Source organism: Picosynechococcus sp. NKBG15041c (assembly GCF_055380235.1).
In genome coordinates this window covers 1,116,168-1,132,267 of sequence record NZ_AP040363.1, presented here as the reverse complement: position 1 = coordinate 1,132,267, position 16,100 = coordinate 1,116,168, and the positions used below count along the sequence as shown (strand labels likewise).

The following is a 16,100-nucleotide window of genomic DNA, read 5'->3' as shown; positions in this document are numbered from 1 at the left end:
TTTTCCATGCTTTAACGCCTAGCCAAAAACCTTGTCTTCCGTGGGTATTGCCTCTCAACCTATGACCCCATCTTCTCCGCTTACAGCGATCATTCGAGAGCTAGAACAGCACCCAGATGCCCAGCGCATTAAAAAGTTGCTGATTTATACCGCTGTCAATCGGTGGGAGAGTGATCCCCAGTTGTTGCAACGCCTTTCCTTAGAGCGGATTATTAAAAAAAATTTAGACCAATTTCCGAGTTTTAATGCTTTAAAACAAGCCTTTAACAACTCCGTAAGCACCCTCAGTCGCCCTGCCACCTATGGCCGTCTTGCCCAGGATATTTTGGCCCAGCTTAACTGTCTGTATGGAGACGAGGATCCCTCCACAGAGGTTTTGACGCCGGCCAGTGACCCGAAGTTGCCCCAAAATTCAACAGATCTCCGCCTCAGTAGAGCTGTCCAGACCCTCGAAGAGCACCGCGAAAATATCCGCATTAAAAAACTGCTATATGCCCTTTGTTTTCAGCGTTGGGAAAATAGTTTTCAGGTTTTAGAAACGCAAACGCTCACGGCCCTCCTCCAGCAAATAGTGACCAATTACCCTACCCAAGCGCGCTTTGAAACGGTTTTGCATAAGCTAGTATCTCTGCTCAATCGTCCCCAAACTTACAGTCAATTGGCGGCGGTGATTCTTGGGGCGATCGCTCCCCTCTATCCCGCCAAGGACGCGGCTACAGGGCTCACTCGGCCAATGGATGAACAACATCATGAACACCCCCCAGAGCAGAAACCAATGCCTCGCTCTATCCCCCCGGCGGCGGCGATCGACCATAAGCAAACCATGGCCTTTAACCTCGATGAACTACCATTGCCCATGCCAGCGGTGATTGATCATCGGCAAACCATGGCTTTTAATCTCAATGAGCTGCCGATTCCCCGGCCCCGACAAGGGAACAATCCTGAGCCCAATTATAAGCAGACCATGGCCTTGGGAGGAGAAGCGGCCCAGATGATGGTCATCGATACGGCTCCTCCGTTACCCCAAAAAACAGCGAACCCGACCGCAGAAAAAAAGCACTTTGCCGCGGATTTAAACATCTATGAGTTGAAACTAGAGGTGATGAAATACGCTAATCCCCTCCGGACAAAAATTTTACTTTTTTCGATTGTTCATCACCCTTTTGATCTCAGCGGCAAAGATTGGTCGATGCTACGTACCTGCGACTTTGACGAACTCCTCTTTGAAGTGCTCCAGGCGGCTTCTAGCCTGAAGGCTCTGGAAATCAAACTGTCGGCGATCGCCCGCTCTCTGTTTGATGCCAACGAACATCTCCAGGCCGCAGAAGCAATCATGCAGGCGATTAATATTCTGAGCAGTCCCCCGACCCCTAACCTATGAACCCCAAAGAACTCATTGCCAGATATGCCACTGGCGAAACCTGTTTTGCCGAAGCCCAACTCGATGGGGCAAACCTCTGGGGAGCTGACCTGATTGGCATTAATCTCTCCGACGCCGACCTCCATAACGCAATTTTGATTTTTGCCTATTTGAGCCGCGCAAACCTTAAACAAGCAAATTTTGTCAATGCCAACCTCAGCGGCGCAAATCTAAATCAAGCCAATTTAAACTTCGCTGAACTTCATAATGCTGACCTCCATGGGGCCGTTTTGATTGGGGCGAACCTCAGCAATGCCGATCTCACCCTCGCGAATTTGCTCGATGCCAATTTAATGGGAGCCGATCTCCGGGGAGCCGATCTCAGTGGCGCCAATCTATCTGGGGTTTGTTTGCGGGAAGCGAATTTACGGGAAGAAAAGCGTGTTTATAATTCCAGCCTCCGGGGGACAATCCTCCGAAAGGCAGACCTCCAGGGGGCAAACCTCCAAGGGGCTGACCTAGCCCGGGGAGAACTCAGTGGGGCAAATCTCAAGGGCGTCAATTTTCGGCAAGCAGACCTCCACGAAGCAGACCTCAGTGGAGCCAATCTAGAAAATGCCATTCTGACTGAAGCTAATTTGATTGGCGCTAACCTCGTCAAGGCTAATTTAAAAAATGCCAAATTGGAGCGGGCACTAATGGAAGACGCAGATTTGCGTCTGGCGGATATGACCTGGGCCAATCTACCGGGAGCACGCCTAAACCGGGCTAAGCTCCACGAAGTGGATTTGAGCAATGCCCGTTTAAACCGTGCTGACTTGAGCCGCACTAACCTCACAAGAGCCAAGTTGGTAAATGCAGAAATGATTGATACCTATCTGGCGAGGGCTAATTTGATGGGCGCGGATTTGACCGGGGCAAACCTGGCGCGGGCAGAAATTAGTAGTACGAATCTCGCTGGTGCGATCTTGACGGGAGCGACGATGCCCGATGGTTCTGAACATCGTTAGGGACGTTTAAACCTCCCCAAAAATCACTCCCATGAAAAAACCAGCCTAAGCTTTAGGGGCTGGTCAGTTTGAGCTTGCTGTATGAGAGGAGAAACTCAATATCAAGATGGCGCATGGTACTTTGCCGGCAGGTTCACTGGAGTGAGAACCTGTAAAATCTTGGGATGAGCTTTGTTAAAAATTGTAACAAGCATTTCATTTGTTTGCAATATTTCTTTACAAAAGATTCCCTTTGGGCCGTGGAACAAAAAAATACCCTCAGGAGCAAATTGATAGTTTGGTTTTTTGGGTTTTCCGAATGACGCTTGCGATCCTGTCCTCTCCAGGGGAAATTTGTTTGAATATCGAAATGTTTAAAAACAAAAAATAGATAGTTAAATAAGTAATTCTACTCACGATAATTGTCTAAACTTTTCTTTCTTTGGCGATCGCCTGGGTTTTTTAAGTTGATAGGATAAGGTCTCATTCTGCCATCGCTAATATCTAAAAATAGCGATCAAATTAAAGCTGAAATTAAGATCAACAAAATCTTCAATCAGTTTTTCTGGTTTGTTAAGTGGTTGGCACTGATTGTGTAACTGTATTGAGGGATAGATAACATGAAGCATTATTGCGATGAGTGGATCCAGGAGTGGTGCGAAGGTAGTGGCTGGACAGAACCAGTGCTCGTTAGCACTGATTTTTACTGGGCATTTCCACCCAACAGCGTCATGCCTGAACCTATTCCTGGAGAAATTTTACGCCTGATCAAATCAGAAAAAGGGCTGACTAAGGAAGAGAAAACTTGGCTAACTTTAGCAATTCTCATTAGCCTTATTTCAGGTGCTTTTACTTATTTTTGGCATTGTCCTTTGCCTTTAGTCGTCGCCTTTGCTTTTAGTGCGGTTACTGCGGCCCGTCTAGAGATAGAAACCCCAGCGATCGCCTAAAAGCGCAATCCTTATGCCATTGCCTCAGGGCGATCGCTATTTAAAATTTCCCCGGTCCCCCTCAAAAAATATTGACCGTTGATGCCATGGCAGCCAGGCATCTTTTGCCATAATGGGGAGATGATTTATGCATTTTAGAAAGTAGTGCGCATTCAAGAGCTCTCCCGTCGTTTTTTTGCTTGTTTTACAGAGGTCAAACATTGGTCCTTTGAGGCTAGGGTGTTGCGCTGGCTAACCCTCCTCTGGCTCGGGCTTGGTCTGGTTACATTATTTTCGGCTTCCTATCCTGTGGCGGCCATCGATCAAGGTGATGGTTGGTACTTTGTTAAGCGACAAATCGCTTGGGTAATTTTGGGCTTAGGAGGGGCCGGGATCATTGCGCGTCAACCGCTCAAACGAATTCGCCTTATCTCTTTTGCGGGTTTGATCACCTCTTTGATCTTGATTCTTCTGACGATTGCAGGTTTTGGCCAAGGAGCTGAAACCTGGGGGGCTTCCCGTTGGATTGGGGTGGGGGGCTTTGCGATTCAGCCTTCAGAGTTTGCAAAACCTTTCCTAGTGTTGGAGGCAGCGAATGTTTTTAGTCGCTGGCATCAACTGAGTCTTAAGGAACGTGCCCTTTGGACAGGTCTTTTTGGGACGATCTTAGTCGCGATTCTCCGGCAGCCTAATCTCAGTACGGCTTCCCTCTGTGGCATGACCCTCTGGTTTATTGCCTTGGCTGCGGGGGTTTCTTGGGCACAATTAATTTGTACGGCCTTTGTCGGTGTCGGTGGCGGAATTGTGAGCATCAGCATCCATGCTTATCAGCGGGAACGGCTCATGTTTTTCCTGGATCCATTTCGGGCTAGTCGCGATGAGGGTTATCAGTTGGTGCAGAGTTTGTTAGCTGTTTCTTCTGGCGGTGGTTGGGGCCTGGGTTTTGGAGAGTCTCAACAAAAGCTTTTTTTCCTTCCCATTCAGCATACAGATTTCATTTTTGCGATTTTTGCAGAAGAATTTGGTCTGATTGGTTGTTTGAGCTTCCTGGGGATGCTCTTGGCTTATGGTATTTTGGGCGGTTATGTGGCTTGGCGATCGCCTATTTTACGTCACCGACTGATCGCTATCGGAGCGACTTTTATTTTGATCGGTCAGTCTTTCCTGAATATCGGTGTGACAACGGGGGTTTTACCAACGACGGGCTTACCCCTACCTCTATTTAGCTATGGGGGTAGTTCTGTAATTTCTAGTCTGATGCTGGCGGCTCTTTTGGTACGGGTCGCCCGGGAAAATGGGGAAGCAGCGGTGATTTCCCTTGCTGATCGCCGTCAGGCCCAACAAACTCTCAAGAGTATTTCTCCCTAGGATTGGGGTAATTTTTGCTCGAGGGCTTCGAGTTGCTCTCGGCGCACTTCTAGCTCGAGTTGGCGACGGGTAAAATCTTGACTCTGGGCGGTAATTTCTTGGCGCCAGGCCTCAATTTTTTCCCGTTCTTGCTGCACAAACTCCGGTGTGATAATCCCTGGGGTCAAATGGTGTTTGACTACGTTCAGAAGCCAGTCTGTTGCTTCTTGGAGCGCAATGGGCTGTTGCTGCTGATCTAAGTGCACAAGCACAAGAGTTGCAGCAGGTAGTTCGTCCTGGGGATAGTCGATGGTTGGGCGATCGCCTAGATCATAAACATGCCAACTGCCGTCGGGCCGTTCTTGGGCTAACAACAGCAGTTGGGACGGCGCAGCCTGGGCATCGCATTGGATCTGGGCAAGGTGACGAATCATAGGGCAAACAAGTATTACTGGAGCCGATGTAATCGTTCTGTCAGAATAGAGCGTTGGGCTTCCGCTTCAACCAGGGTAGCCTGGGCTCCTTGGATGACCTCTGCGGGGGCTTTGTTCACAAATCCGGGATTGTCTAAGCGCTTGTTGAGGGATTGAATTTCTTTCTCAACCTTCGCAAGATTTTTCTCTAGTTTTGCACAAAGCGCGGGAACATCAACCAATCCTTCGAGGGGAATTAGTACTTGAATTGTCCCCACAACACCAGCGATCGCCTGTTTGAGTTCAGGATCCACAGTACCAGTAAGGTTAAGGGTTTCGACTTTGGCAGATTTGAGAATGTAAGCTTCCCCTTTAGCGAGGGTATCGAGTTCGGTTTTCGCTTCACTTTGAAGAATCACCCCAACCATTGCCCCGGGTTTGATGCCCGCCTCCGCCCGTAGATTGCGGATCACACGAATCGTTTCGATCAGCAGCGTAAATTCAGTTTCCAGAGCTTCATCAATGAATGCAGCATTTTCTGCGGGGAATTGGGCCGCCGCCAAAAATTTCTGACTGTCGGCTTGGGTGAGGGTCTGCCAAATTTCCTCGGTAATGTGCGGCATGAAAGGATGCAACAATTTGAGAATATCCTCTAAAACCCATGCCAAAATTTGTTGAGCAACCTTACGGGAAGCTTGCTCGGCTTCTTCTTTGGCGTAGAGACGGGGTTTAGCTAATTCGATATACCAATCGCAGAAATCACCGCGAATAAATTCATAGAGGGATTTTGCGGCTTCCCCCAAACCGTAATTTTCAAGGCTTTGGTGGGTTTGGGCGATCGCCTGATGGAGACGGGACAGAATCCAGCGATCGCTGAGTTCCAAATCCGCTTCAGCAGGACGGCCGAGGGTTTCAGGGGATTTGCCCTCAAGGTTCATCATCACAAACCGCGCCGCATTCCAGAGTTTATTGGCGAAATTGCGGGAAGCTTCCACAGACTGGGATTCATCGGTGTCGCGGTCGTATTGCAAGCTGATATCCTGCCCTGCCCCAGCGACTTCGCGGATTAGGGTATAACGCAACGCATCTGTGCCGTAGCGATCGCACATTAACAGGGGATCGATGCCATTATTTGCCGATTTCGACATTTTTTTGCCGTTTTCGTCCCGCACCAAACCGTGAATGTAGACATCCTTAAAGGGAATTTTGCCAGTGAAATGGCTGGACATCATCGTCATCCGCGCCACCCAGAAAAAGATAATGTCAAATCCAGTAACGAGAACGCTATTCGGGAAATATTTTTGGAAATCTGCCGAATTTTCGTCGGGCCAGCCGAGAGTTGAGAACGGCCATAACCCAGAGGAAAACCACGTATCCAACACGTCAGGATCCTGTTCCAGTTTGCAGTCTGTGCCGTAGGTGGCGATCGCCTTTTCTTGTGCCTCTGCTTCATCATGGGCAACGATAAAGGGCGTGTGATCCTGAATTTCGCCGTTGGTTTCACTGACCACATACCAAGCCGGAATCTGATGGCCCCACCACAACTGACGAGAAATGCACCAATCATTCAGCTTGACGAGCCAATCCCGATAAACCTTGCGCCACCGTTCCGGCACATAATTGGGTTGATTATCTTCATCCAAAAAGGCGAGGGTTTGCTTTGCCATCGGGTCAATTTTGACAAACCATTGCGTCGAAAGTAACGGCTCTACGGGAACTTTACCGCGATCGCTGTGGGGAACACTGTGACGATAATCCTCGGTTTTGACGAGAACACCCTCTTCTTTCAATTTGGCAACGAGATTTTTTCGCGCCTCGAAGCGATCCTGACCCGCAAAGATACCCGCATTTTCATTCAACGTGCCATCTTTATTCATGATGTTGATGAACGCGAGGTTATGGCGTTTACCCATCTCGAAATCATTGGGATCATGGGCTGGCGTAACCTTTACACAACCCGTCCCAAATTCTGGATCAACATGTTCATCGGCAAAAATCGGAATTTCTCGCCCGACAATGGGTAGCGTTAAGGTTTTCCCAATTAAATCTTTGTAGCGAGCATCATTGGGATTCACCGCAACACCAGTATCACCGAGCATCGTTTCTGGTCGGGTGGTTGCCACTTCCACAAAGCCGCTGCTATCGCTCAAGGGATAGCGGAAATGCCAGAGATGGCCATCAATCTCTTTATTTTCAACTTCCAGATCGGAGACGGCGGACTGAGATTCGGGACACCAGTTCACCAGATAATTACCGCGATAGATTAAACCTTCTTCGTAGAGGGTGATGAAGGCTTTTTTCACCGCTTCACAGAGATCTGCATCTAGGGTAAACCGTTCCCTTGTCCAGTCAGCAGAGAGGCCAAGGCGTTTAAGCTGATTGACGATCGCCCCGCCAGATTCCTCCCGCCAGGCCCAAGCCTTTTCTAAAAATTTTTCTCGGCCAATATCCTGGCGTGTAATGCCCTCTGCTTTCAGTTGCTTTTCTACTAGGGTTTGTACCGCAATACTGGCGTGATCTGTCCCTGGCAAACAAAGAACATTTTTTCCCTTCATCCGTTGATAACGCACAACTGTATCGATGAGAGATGTATTAAAAGCGTGGCCCATGTGGAGTTTCCCCGTGACGTTGGGGGGCGGAATCACGATACAAAATGGTTCGCCTTTTTGGCTGGGGTCTGCCCGAAACACCGCTTGATCGAGCCAAGTCTGTTGCCACTTATTTTCTGTGTTGTGGGGATCATACTGACTGGGAAGATTTGGGATTTCGGTAGTCATGGAGCCGTCTATCGAGGATAAAAATTGCTAGAGATGCTCTATTGTAAAGCGATTTTTGTTCCAGATTGCGCCATGGGGCTTGGTTCTCTCGAAACTTCTTCGGATTTAGGCGATCGCCTGGGCATTTGAAGATTGAGCTTTCCCCATCCAAGGGCCGCCGCAATATGTTAGAAGGGATGGAGAATCGCACATCTCTGAGTAACATGGCAAAGCAAGAGTATTTTCTGTATGGTGGTTTATTTTTGGCTGGGGCAATCCTTATGCCAACGGTGGCTGGCCTGACCAAAGGAGGCGATCGCCCCGCCGAAGAAACCACAGCTGAAGGGACAATGGAAACTTTTGAAACCGAGGATTCAGACCTTAACGCCATGGCAGCTGAACCCTCGACAGCCACCTTTGCCCCAGAAGATGACCGCGAACAAATTCTAAAAGACTACGAAGATAATTCCGCCGCCGCCCTTAGCCAAATTCCCGCCGCGATTCCCGAATTTGCGGCAAATCAACCAGGCGTGCCCACCTATCCTAACTATTGGGCCGGAATTCGCATTCCGACCTTTAGCAGTCAGCCCCTCGCTCTTCCCAGCCCTGGGACAGATCCTTCTCCCGCAAGCCAACCCCCAGAAGCCGTAACCACCGCCCCCCCCAACTCAGGCCCGCAAAATTCCCAAAATTTAGAATCTTTCCGCACTGGCCCAGAAGAAATGGACAGTACCCTCCAGAATCAAAATCGAATTCAGACCAGCAGTGGTCTCAATCTCGAAGAATTTGTCAATTCGGCCCCTGCCCGCGATTTTAAATGGCCCTAGACTGAAGAAAATCTCGGACAATCTGGAGAATTTGTGCTGAGCTCGTACCATCCCCAAAAGGATTAACGGCACTGGCCATCTGCTCATAGATGACCTTGTCTGTCAGAAGGATCTGGGTCATCCGAAAAATTTCGTCCTGGGCAGTCCCTACCAACTGGGCAGTTCCCGCTGTCACCGCTTCGGGCCGCTCTGTAGTTTCCCGGAGTACTAACACTGGCTTACCAAGGCTTGGTGCTTCTTCCTGCAATCCTCCCGAATCAGTTAAGAGCAGAAAACAACGCTGCATCGCTCCCACAAGCTGAGGATAATCTAAAGGCTCCGTCAAGAAAATTTGGGGGTGATTGCCTAAAGCCCTTTGAATCGGTTCCCGGACAGTGGGATTACGGTGCATGGGTAACAGGATCGCCACATCTGGGAAAGCATCAACAATCCGGAGAAACCCTTGCAAAATATCCTGGAGGGGTTCTCCCCAGTTCTCCCGGCGATGCACCGTCGCTAAAATTACACGCTTACTGTCCCAATCTAATCCAGGAATATCGCAGGGGGGATTCGAGGCCGCAACGGTTAACAACGCATCAATTACTGTATTCCCCGTGCAGTATAGTCCTCCCAGAATGTCGGCTTTCTTGAGGTTGGCGATCGCCTGGGTTGTGGGCGCAAAATGAAGCTGCGCAATCTGAGAAATCAGCCGTCGATTGGCCTCCTCCGGAAAAGGATTCAGCAAATTATCCGTCCGCAAACCCGCCTCCACGTGGCCCACGGGGATCTGTTGGTAAAAAGCTGTCAGGGCCGCCGCAAAAGCCGTTGTCGTGTCCCCCTGTACCAACACAATATCCGGCGATAACTGCCGATAGATCGCCTCTAAGCCAATCAAACTACGGCAGGTAATCTCCGATAAAGTTTGTCCCGGCTGCATGATTGCCAAATCATCATCAGCCCGCAGATCAAACCACTGCATCACCTGATCCACCATCTCCCGGTGCTGACCCGTCAAAATTACATGGGTTTGGAAATCAGGCTGGCTCCGGAACTGCCGAATCACAGGGGCTAGTTTAATCGCTTCCGGACGAGTCCCAAGGGTGATACAAACTGAGGGCATAAAACACTTCTCAAAAAGTCCTCCCCATTTTACCGACTTCGTTGGCAGTCACAAAAAAACCCGGTAAATTACCGGGCAACCCAAAAATTTTGTATTCTCATCCTAAAATTATGAACTTTCTGAAATACATATCAACTGAGTAAGTAAATGATCTTTAGCTAATCTTGCAAGTCAAAGGACAAGCTGCAAACACAGAATCAGAAGCAACTTCTTCGTCCCCACGGAGCCATGTTAACCAAGTGACATCTTGGGGGTGAACACCTTTAATCGTCAGCATAGCAGCAGCAGCTAAAATCCCCATTAAGGTTCCCCCAATGATAGTACCAGCAACCACTAAAACAGCACTAATTGGCAGAATAGACTGAAGTACAATTGCCATCAATGAGCCAATGGTCATCATGAGAACTACAATTGGAAAACCCACAACTAATAAGCAAACAAGCAGGGTGAAGCTCCAGATCAAAAAGCTTTTGAGCAGAATAGATAAATAGCCTGAATCCCAGCTATGGGTCGATGAGAAGTCCATAATCTGTTCCCTCCGAGGGATATGTTTAGTTGTTGAAAACTTAAGTTAGGCGCATCGTTTTTCATGTTACTGATGCCCTTTCGATAATAAATAGTATAAACAGCAATTCAAGAAAAATGAGAAGCTCTTTACATAAATTAATTTCCGGGCTCTTTTTTTGTGCTAAAAAAATAGACTTATTTCCAGAAAATGCCCATATGTCAGGCTTTTTGACTTTCATATTCCTTTAGAAATAGCGATTAATACTCATCCTATTTCATCCTGAACCATAGAATCTTCAAAACTGATCGGCGATCGACTGAAATGATGTTTTTTATCTATGAATTTCCTTCATGTTTCTTTATATTTACTCTGTGATAATGCTCAGATAGTTACCAATCAAAATCATTTTCAAAAGCTTGGGCGACAGGCCAAGGAAAATTATCAGCTCACCAATCATTAATGAGATGTTCACTTAAGTGTTTTGCTGCAGTCTATTGAAACATTGTGACAGTCTTAGGAACAGCGACTTTCCTTAATGTTTTTGTCTGAAGTAGAAAGAAGGTTTCGAGCTACGATAGAAGAGATAGTCAGTAATGCAGACTTTGTTCGTAGGGCTTACTGATTTTGCGATCCGATTCTTACCTTACTTTCTGTTTTCTTCACTGCGGAAAAATGCCCATGAGCGATCCTCTGCTTCCCAACCGTCCCACGGATTCTCGGCCCCCTGCCCCTCCTCTCAATGAAGCAACCCAGATTATTACAGCGCGTCCTCAAGCCAAAGTTCAACGGGACGAGACCCAGATCATCATGCCCCAGAAGCAACGGCCCCCTGCCCCAGCTCAATCTCGTCCAGCTCCACCGCCACCTCTCCAGCGGATGCCGCCGCCCCCCCCCCCGGCACCCCCCCGCCAATACTTAGGGTCGAATGTAGAACGCCTCCCCCAGCGAGGCCCGGGGCAACCCAGTTTGCAGGAGTTGGTGGTACGTGCCCATAAGGAAAGTTTTTCAGATGTGCACCTCGGAGTTGGAGAGATTCCTCGGTATCGCGATCGCGGTGAAATGGTGTTGACCGAATACCCGGTGACGGATGAGGAAACTTTTTATGCTTGGCTCCATGAGGTGCTCAAACCTCAAGAGATCCAGCGTTTTAGGGATACCCTCGATTTTGATGGTGCGACACAATATGAGTTTGCCCGGGTGCGGATTAATGTTTTTGATTCTCTCCATGGGCCATCCCTCGTGCTGCGTCTGATTCCTTTAAAAATCCTGACGATGGAACAGCTGCGTCTGCCGCCAGTATTCAAAAATATTTCTGATGCAGAAAAAGGGCTAGTGTTAGTGACCGGGCCGACGGGTTCTGGAAAATCGACGACCATGGCGGCGATGGTGGACTACATCAATAAAACCCACGCCAAAAATATCATCACCATTGAAGACCCGATTGAATTTGTGCACCAGAGTCGAAAGTCTTTGATTAAGCACCGGGAAGTCGGTCAACATACCCTCAAATTTGACAATGCCCTCAAGGCGGCACTCCGGGAAGATCCGGACATTATTCTCGTGGGGGAAATGCGGGATAAGGAAACGGTAAATACGGCTTTGAAAGCGGCCCAAACAGGTCACCTTGTGATGGGTACACTCCACACTAATAGCGCAATTAAGACTATTGAGCGGATTCTGAACCTCTACAGTGCGGAGGAGCAGAATGCCATGAAGGTGGCGATCGCCGAATCTCTTGTTTCAGTCATTGCCCAGGGTCTTTGTCGCACCACAGATGGCAAGCGGGCTGCCTACCATGACATCTTGGTGAATACAGAAACCATGAAGGATTACATTGTCGGGGGCCAGTACGACAAAATGCTAGAACTGATGCAACATGGGGAATTTGACGGCATGGTCACCATGAACCAGTCCCTGTTTAACCTCTACCAAGAAGGCCGAATTACAGAAGAAATTGCCCTGGAGAAATCACCGACCCCCAACGAAATGGCAATGATGCTCCGGGGACGAATCTAGGCAACAGGGCGACTGTCGAAGGCGATCGCCCAATTTCTTGGTAAGCTTGTAACGAATTGTAACAAACAAGACCCTATGCACAATTTCTCACCTTTTCTTTTAGCCGCAACGGGACAATCCTTTCCGCTCTACTTCACCCTTGTTTATGTGGTGGGATTTGTGGCGGCAGTATCCATTGGTTTGATCGCGTTTTTCAACTCCAAGCGCCCTACGGGTTGGGAAGATGCGCAGCGCCCAGATGTGATTCCTGATCTCCAGAAAAGAGAGCCCCAAGACTAAAATTCATCGATTTCTCCAGAAGATTTAAGCTCGGATTCAGCGCCGAGGATTTCTTCTACATCTGGGTGACTTTCGGGCTCTACCGAAAAGTCTAATTCGGCGATCGCCTCAATATCAGAAGGATTACGGGTGATCTTTACCTGTTGCAGACGGGGCCCATCAATGGCCATTACCTGAAACTTAAGGCCTTCATATTGAAATGACTCACCCAGATGAGGAATCTTCTGCCATTGATAAAGCAAAAAACCACTGAGGGTTTGATAATCGTCGGTATAAGGAAGCTCGATACTCAAGAGTTCATTGAGTTCTTCTAGATCAATTTGGGCATCCACTAAGAATGTCTGGCGGTCTAGGGCCTTAAAAACAGGGGGGGTATTGGGATGATTGTCCAGTTCATCCCCAATGATTTCGTTGATAATGTCCTTGAGAGTCACGAGGCCTGCTGTCCCCCCAAATTCATCCACCACCATCACCATCGGCTGTTTTGTCCGTTGCATTTTTGGCAGCAAATCTGCAATGGGTGTACCCTCAGCGACAAAAGGAATGGGACGAATCCAGGGGGTGATTGGAGTATTGAGATCAATGGTTTCGGCAGCGAGGGGCTTAGCAAGGTCACGAAAACGGATAAAGCCAATGATGTCATCGATGGAATCTCCGTAGACTGGATAACCAGAATGATTTGTTTGACTGACCTTTTGGAGAAATTTCTGGAGACTTGCTTCCCTGGCGATCGCATGGACTTTGGTGCGGGGGGTCATAATTTCTTCGGCTACCACATCACCAAACTCGATCACATTGCTTAAAAGTTCCCGTTCTTCTGCTTCTAAACCCATTGATTCTTGTTCTGTGGTGATGATCAGCTGCAATTCCTCTGGGGTGAGGCGGTCATACCAGAGCCCCTGTTGAATCGGCGCAATCCCCCCCAACCGCAGTAGTAAACGATTGGATTGGTTCAAAATCCAGATAAAGGGCTTAAAAATGCGGGCGATCGCCAAACTAGGGGGGGCCAACCACCGGGCCATTTCTTCCGCATGGGAAAGGGCCACAGACTTAGGACACAATTCCCCAAGGACAATCTGCAAGTAGGCAATCAAGAGAAAAGCCAACGGGATGGATACAGACATTGCCAGAGGTTGAATCCAGTTGCTCGGTAAAGGTAGAGCCACTAATGCCTGGGCAATCACTGTCCCCATGGTATCTTCGCCGATCCAACCCAGGGCCAAACTCGAAAGGGTGATCCCCAATTGGGTTGTAGATAAAAGCCGCTCTAGGTGTGATTGGAGTGTCTGGACCATTCTGGCCTGGGCATCTCCCGTCGCAATCAATTGACTAATGCGCGATCGCCGCACCGAAACAATTGAAAATTCTGCCGTTACAAAAAAAGCATTAATGGCAATCAGCAACAGTACAGACAGCAAGCGAACTAAAATTTCACCACTCGATAACATGAGATTTTCCGACGACCCCTACAGGCGCAATCTATTTCCTTTAACGTACCACTGGAATATTGGCGATTTCTAAGGAAATCTCCCGTTCGGGATAGTCTTCAAGCTGTAATGTCAAAGTTTTTGTTTCCTCTAAAATCACCGCTGGGATACGGATTATTCCCGAATATTGTTGACGGTTTGCCGGAATTTCATTCGGCAGCCCTTCGGTCTGGGTACTGAGGAGACGACCATCATCACTGGTCACTTCCAGAAAGTTGTACAAAAAGTTTACTGATTCTTGGCCATTGTTTTGAATATTGACCTCCATCAGCCAGTCATTACCAGACATTTCCCCCTTAGTAATCTCTAGGTTTAGATCTGCTACTTGGGCTTTGAGAGGAAAAGTCGCCGTTTCCGTAGGGCTAGTTTCGGTCTCAGGCTCTGCCACTGCAATAAAATCATCTTCCTCATCTGCAGGTGTTGTTTCTTGCTTCTGGAGATTTTTTTCCTGGGCCTGGATGTGGTCATAGACAGCCACAATAATCGAGCGTTCCGAGACGAATTCTGGTTCGGGTTCTAGATTGTCAGCTGCGTTGTTTTGACGGCTACTCTGCAGTAATTTTTGGCTTGGATTTCCTTCCGGCTGTTTGACCCCTTGGAGGGCGCTGTATCCCACTGTAAATCCATAAAGGGCACTAACAGTTCCAGCGCCAAACATAGCAAGGAGTAGCAGCAGGGTGTAGGCCAAAGTGGTCTGGAACTTCATAGGCGATCGCCAACGGAAGGGTTGTTTTTGAGGAGAGGAGAAATTGTATTATGATAGCCTGTGGGCAAAATTTACTTTAAAAATTTTCCTGACAAACTAACCAGGGTTGGCCGAGCGGTTTAGGCAACGAACTCATAATTCGTCCCAGGCAGGTTCAACTCCTGCACCCTGGATCACAGACGCCATTCGGATATTGCCTAGGGACGCTCGGACAAAGCCTAATAGCCGGGGGTATTCCCCATAGATCCTTCCGTCAAAAGAGAAGAACTAAACGGATTAGGTAAATCTTGGGTGCGGATCACCGGGTCGCTGCCCACCTGTTGCAACATAATGTCGCGGTAGAGGATGTCTATTTTCTTGATATCGCGCTTGGCACGGTGTTCAGGATAGCCAGAACCATCGATGCCAAAGGGGGAAACGCCAAAATAGTCATTGAGCACTTGTCCCGTTCTAAAGCTTTCGAAGGTATCTCGGGATTCGTAGTAAAGCGCCCGCGTAAACACATCATTTGTATGTTCTGGGTAGGTGGGGTATCTGCCTTCGAGATAGGTCTGGGCGATCGCCTGTTGGCCGATTCCCTGGACCGCCGCCCCAACCGCAAGAACTGTGGTTAAATGATGAAACCATTTCTTCATGGCACTGCACCCTTAAAAAAATCCGAGTCTTTACCAGCATCTTTGCTCACAAAACCTATTTGGTCAAGTTTTCTCGATACCGAAATTCATAACAATATGCCTTCCCTGACTGATCTCCTAACCGCCGACCAAGCTAGCCTCAAACAGGCTCTCCTTGAGCACATTGCTACCGATGCCTATAAAGAAGGTGACTTCACCCTTTCCTCTGGGCAAAAAAGCACCTATTACATCAATGGCAAGCTGGTGACTCTCACCGCTGAAGGGGCTCTCCTGATTGGTCGCTTGATTTTGTCCCAACTAGACCAAGATGTAGCAGCGGTGGCAGGTTTAACCCTCGGTGCTGACCCGATTGTCAGTGCAGTCAGTGTCGTTTCTGCCTATGAAAATCGTCCCATTCCGGCCCTCATTATCCGCAAGCAAGCCAAAGGTCATGGCACCCAAGCGTATATCGAAGGCCCTGTCCTGCCAGCGGGGGCAAAGGTGGTTGTCCTTGAAGATGTGGTGACCACCGGAAAATCTGCCGCCCAAGCCGTCGAACGTCTCCAGGCAGCGGGTTATGAAGTCAGTGAAATTATTGCCCTTGTCGATCGCCAACAGGGGGGCGCGGAATTCTACGCGAGCCAAAACCTCAAATTTTCTAGTCTCTTTACGATCAAAGATGTGCAGGCCGCCTACCGAGCCCTACAGCGTTAAATAAGCCCCTGCGTAATGATTGGTGAACTTTCCCTTGGCTGGGAAAAAGTTATGGT

At 48.6% G+C, this 16,100-nt stretch carries 15 protein-coding genes and 1 tRNA gene; 9 read left to right on the top strand and 7 right to left on the bottom strand.

Annotated features, from left to right (window positions below):
* The first annotated feature begins 61 nt into the window (after positions 1 to 61).
* From ACZ45B_RS05545 to ACZ45B_RS05530, 4 genes are all read left to right on the top strand, one after another.
* Positions 62 to 1,381, top strand: coding sequence for a hypothetical protein (locus ACZ45B_RS05545; protein ID WP_038027701.1), 1,320 nt, complete (start codon positions 62 to 64; stop codon positions 1,379 to 1,381).
* Complete coding sequence (locus ACZ45B_RS05540; RefSeq protein ID WP_024544524.1) at positions 1,378 to 2,370, top strand: pentapeptide repeat-containing protein; 993 nt, start codon at positions 1,378 to 1,380, stop codon at positions 2,368 to 2,370. The genes ACZ45B_RS05545 and ACZ45B_RS05540 overlap by 4 nt, the downstream gene beginning before the upstream one ends.
* Positions 2,371 to 2,969: 599 nt before the next feature.
* Positions 2,970 to 3,299 carry a slr1957 family protein gene (locus ACZ45B_RS05535; RefSeq protein WP_024544525.1) on the top strand — a complete coding sequence of 110 codons (330 nt, stop codon included), beginning with the start codon at positions 2,970 to 2,972 and terminating at the stop codon, positions 3,297 to 3,299.
* Positions 3,300 to 3,443: 144 nt separating this feature from the next.
* On the top strand, positions 3,444 to 4,646 hold the full coding sequence (locus ACZ45B_RS05530) for an FtsW/RodA/SpoVE family cell cycle protein (RefSeq protein WP_024544526.1): 1,203 nt from the start codon (positions 3,444 to 3,446) through the stop codon (positions 4,644 to 4,646).
* Here ACZ45B_RS05530 and ACZ45B_RS05525 read toward each other — a convergent pair.
* Both ACZ45B_RS05525 and ACZ45B_RS05520 read right to left on the bottom strand, forming a co-directional pair.
* Entirely contained in the window at positions 4,643 to 5,059 is a 417-nt protein-coding gene (locus ACZ45B_RS05525) for a hypothetical protein (protein ID WP_051352867.1), read from the bottom strand. The two genes, ACZ45B_RS05530 and ACZ45B_RS05525, sit on opposite strands and share 4 nt — an antisense overlap.
* Before the next feature lie 14 nt (positions 5,060 to 5,073).
* Entirely contained in the window at positions 5,074 to 7,815 is a 2,742-nt protein-coding gene (locus tag ACZ45B_RS05520; RefSeq protein ID WP_024544528.1) for a valine--tRNA ligase, read from the bottom strand.
* Positions 7,816 to 8,018: 203 nt separating this feature from the next.
* Here ACZ45B_RS05520 and ACZ45B_RS05515 point away from each other — a divergent pair, with 203 nt between their 5' ends.
* Entirely contained in the window at positions 8,019 to 8,621 is a 603-nt protein-coding gene (locus ACZ45B_RS05515) for a hypothetical protein (RefSeq protein ID WP_148293390.1), read from the top strand.
* Here ACZ45B_RS05515 and wecB read toward each other — a convergent pair.
* Positions 8,608 to 9,720 carry a non-hydrolyzing UDP-N-acetylglucosamine 2-epimerase gene (gene wecB, locus ACZ45B_RS05510; RefSeq protein WP_024544530.1) on the bottom strand — a complete coding sequence of 371 codons (1,113 nt, stop codon included), beginning with the start codon at positions 9,718 to 9,720 and terminating at the stop codon, positions 8,608 to 8,610. The two genes, ACZ45B_RS05515 and wecB, sit on opposite strands and share 14 nt — an antisense overlap.
* 154 nt (positions 9,721 to 9,874) lie before the next feature.
* On the bottom strand, positions 9,875 to 10,246 hold the full coding sequence (locus ACZ45B_RS05505; RefSeq protein ID WP_024544531.1) for a hypothetical protein: 372 nt from the start codon (positions 10,244 to 10,246) through the stop codon (positions 9,875 to 9,877).
* 660 nt (positions 10,247 to 10,906) lie between these two features.
* Between ACZ45B_RS05505 and ACZ45B_RS05500 the strand changes: the two genes are divergently transcribed.
* Both ACZ45B_RS05500 and psb35 read left to right on the top strand, forming a co-directional pair.
* A complete protein-coding gene (locus ACZ45B_RS05500) occupies positions 10,907 to 12,244 on the top strand; it encodes a type IV pilus twitching motility protein PilT (protein ID WP_464675011.1) in 1,338 nt (445 codons plus the stop codon).
* Positions 12,245 to 12,319: 75 nt separating this feature from the next.
* Positions 12,320 to 12,523 carry a photosystem II assembly protein Psb35 gene (gene psb35 / locus ACZ45B_RS05495; RefSeq protein WP_024544533.1) on the top strand — a complete coding sequence of 68 codons (204 nt, stop codon included), beginning with the start codon at positions 12,320 to 12,322 and terminating at the stop codon, positions 12,521 to 12,523.
* Here the strand turns inward: psb35 and ACZ45B_RS05490 are convergent.
* The gene (locus ACZ45B_RS05490) at positions 12,520 to 13,971 is read right to left on the bottom strand and encodes a hemolysin family protein (protein WP_024544534.1); all 1,452 of its coding nucleotides are present in this window, start codon (positions 13,969 to 13,971) and stop codon (positions 12,520 to 12,522) included. The two genes, psb35 and ACZ45B_RS05490, sit on opposite strands and share 4 nt — an antisense overlap.
* A 40-nt stretch (positions 13,972 to 14,011) precedes the next feature.
* On the bottom strand, positions 14,012 to 14,716 hold the full coding sequence (locus tag ACZ45B_RS05485; RefSeq protein ID WP_024544535.1) for a hypothetical protein: 705 nt from the start codon (positions 14,714 to 14,716) through the stop codon (positions 14,012 to 14,014).
* Positions 14,717 to 14,816: 100 nt separating this feature from the next.
* Between ACZ45B_RS05485 and ACZ45B_RS05480 the strand changes: the two genes are divergently transcribed.
* Positions 14,817 to 14,889, top strand: a tRNA-Ile gene (locus ACZ45B_RS05480).
* Between the two features lie 45 nt (positions 14,890 to 14,934).
* On the opposite strand, the gene ACZ45B_RS05475 is transcribed toward ACZ45B_RS05480, so the two are convergent.
* Positions 14,935 to 15,351, bottom strand: coding sequence for a hypothetical protein (locus ACZ45B_RS05475; protein WP_024544536.1), 417 nt, complete (start codon positions 15,349 to 15,351; stop codon positions 14,935 to 14,937).
* A 96-nt stretch (positions 15,352 to 15,447) separates the two neighbouring features.
* On the opposite strand from ACZ45B_RS05475, the gene pyrE reads away from it, so the two are divergent.
* Positions 15,448 to 16,044, top strand: coding sequence for an orotate phosphoribosyltransferase (pyrE, locus tag ACZ45B_RS05470; RefSeq protein ID WP_024544537.1), 597 nt, complete (start codon positions 15,448 to 15,450; stop codon positions 16,042 to 16,044).
* Positions 16,045 to 16,100 lie beyond the last annotated feature (56 nt).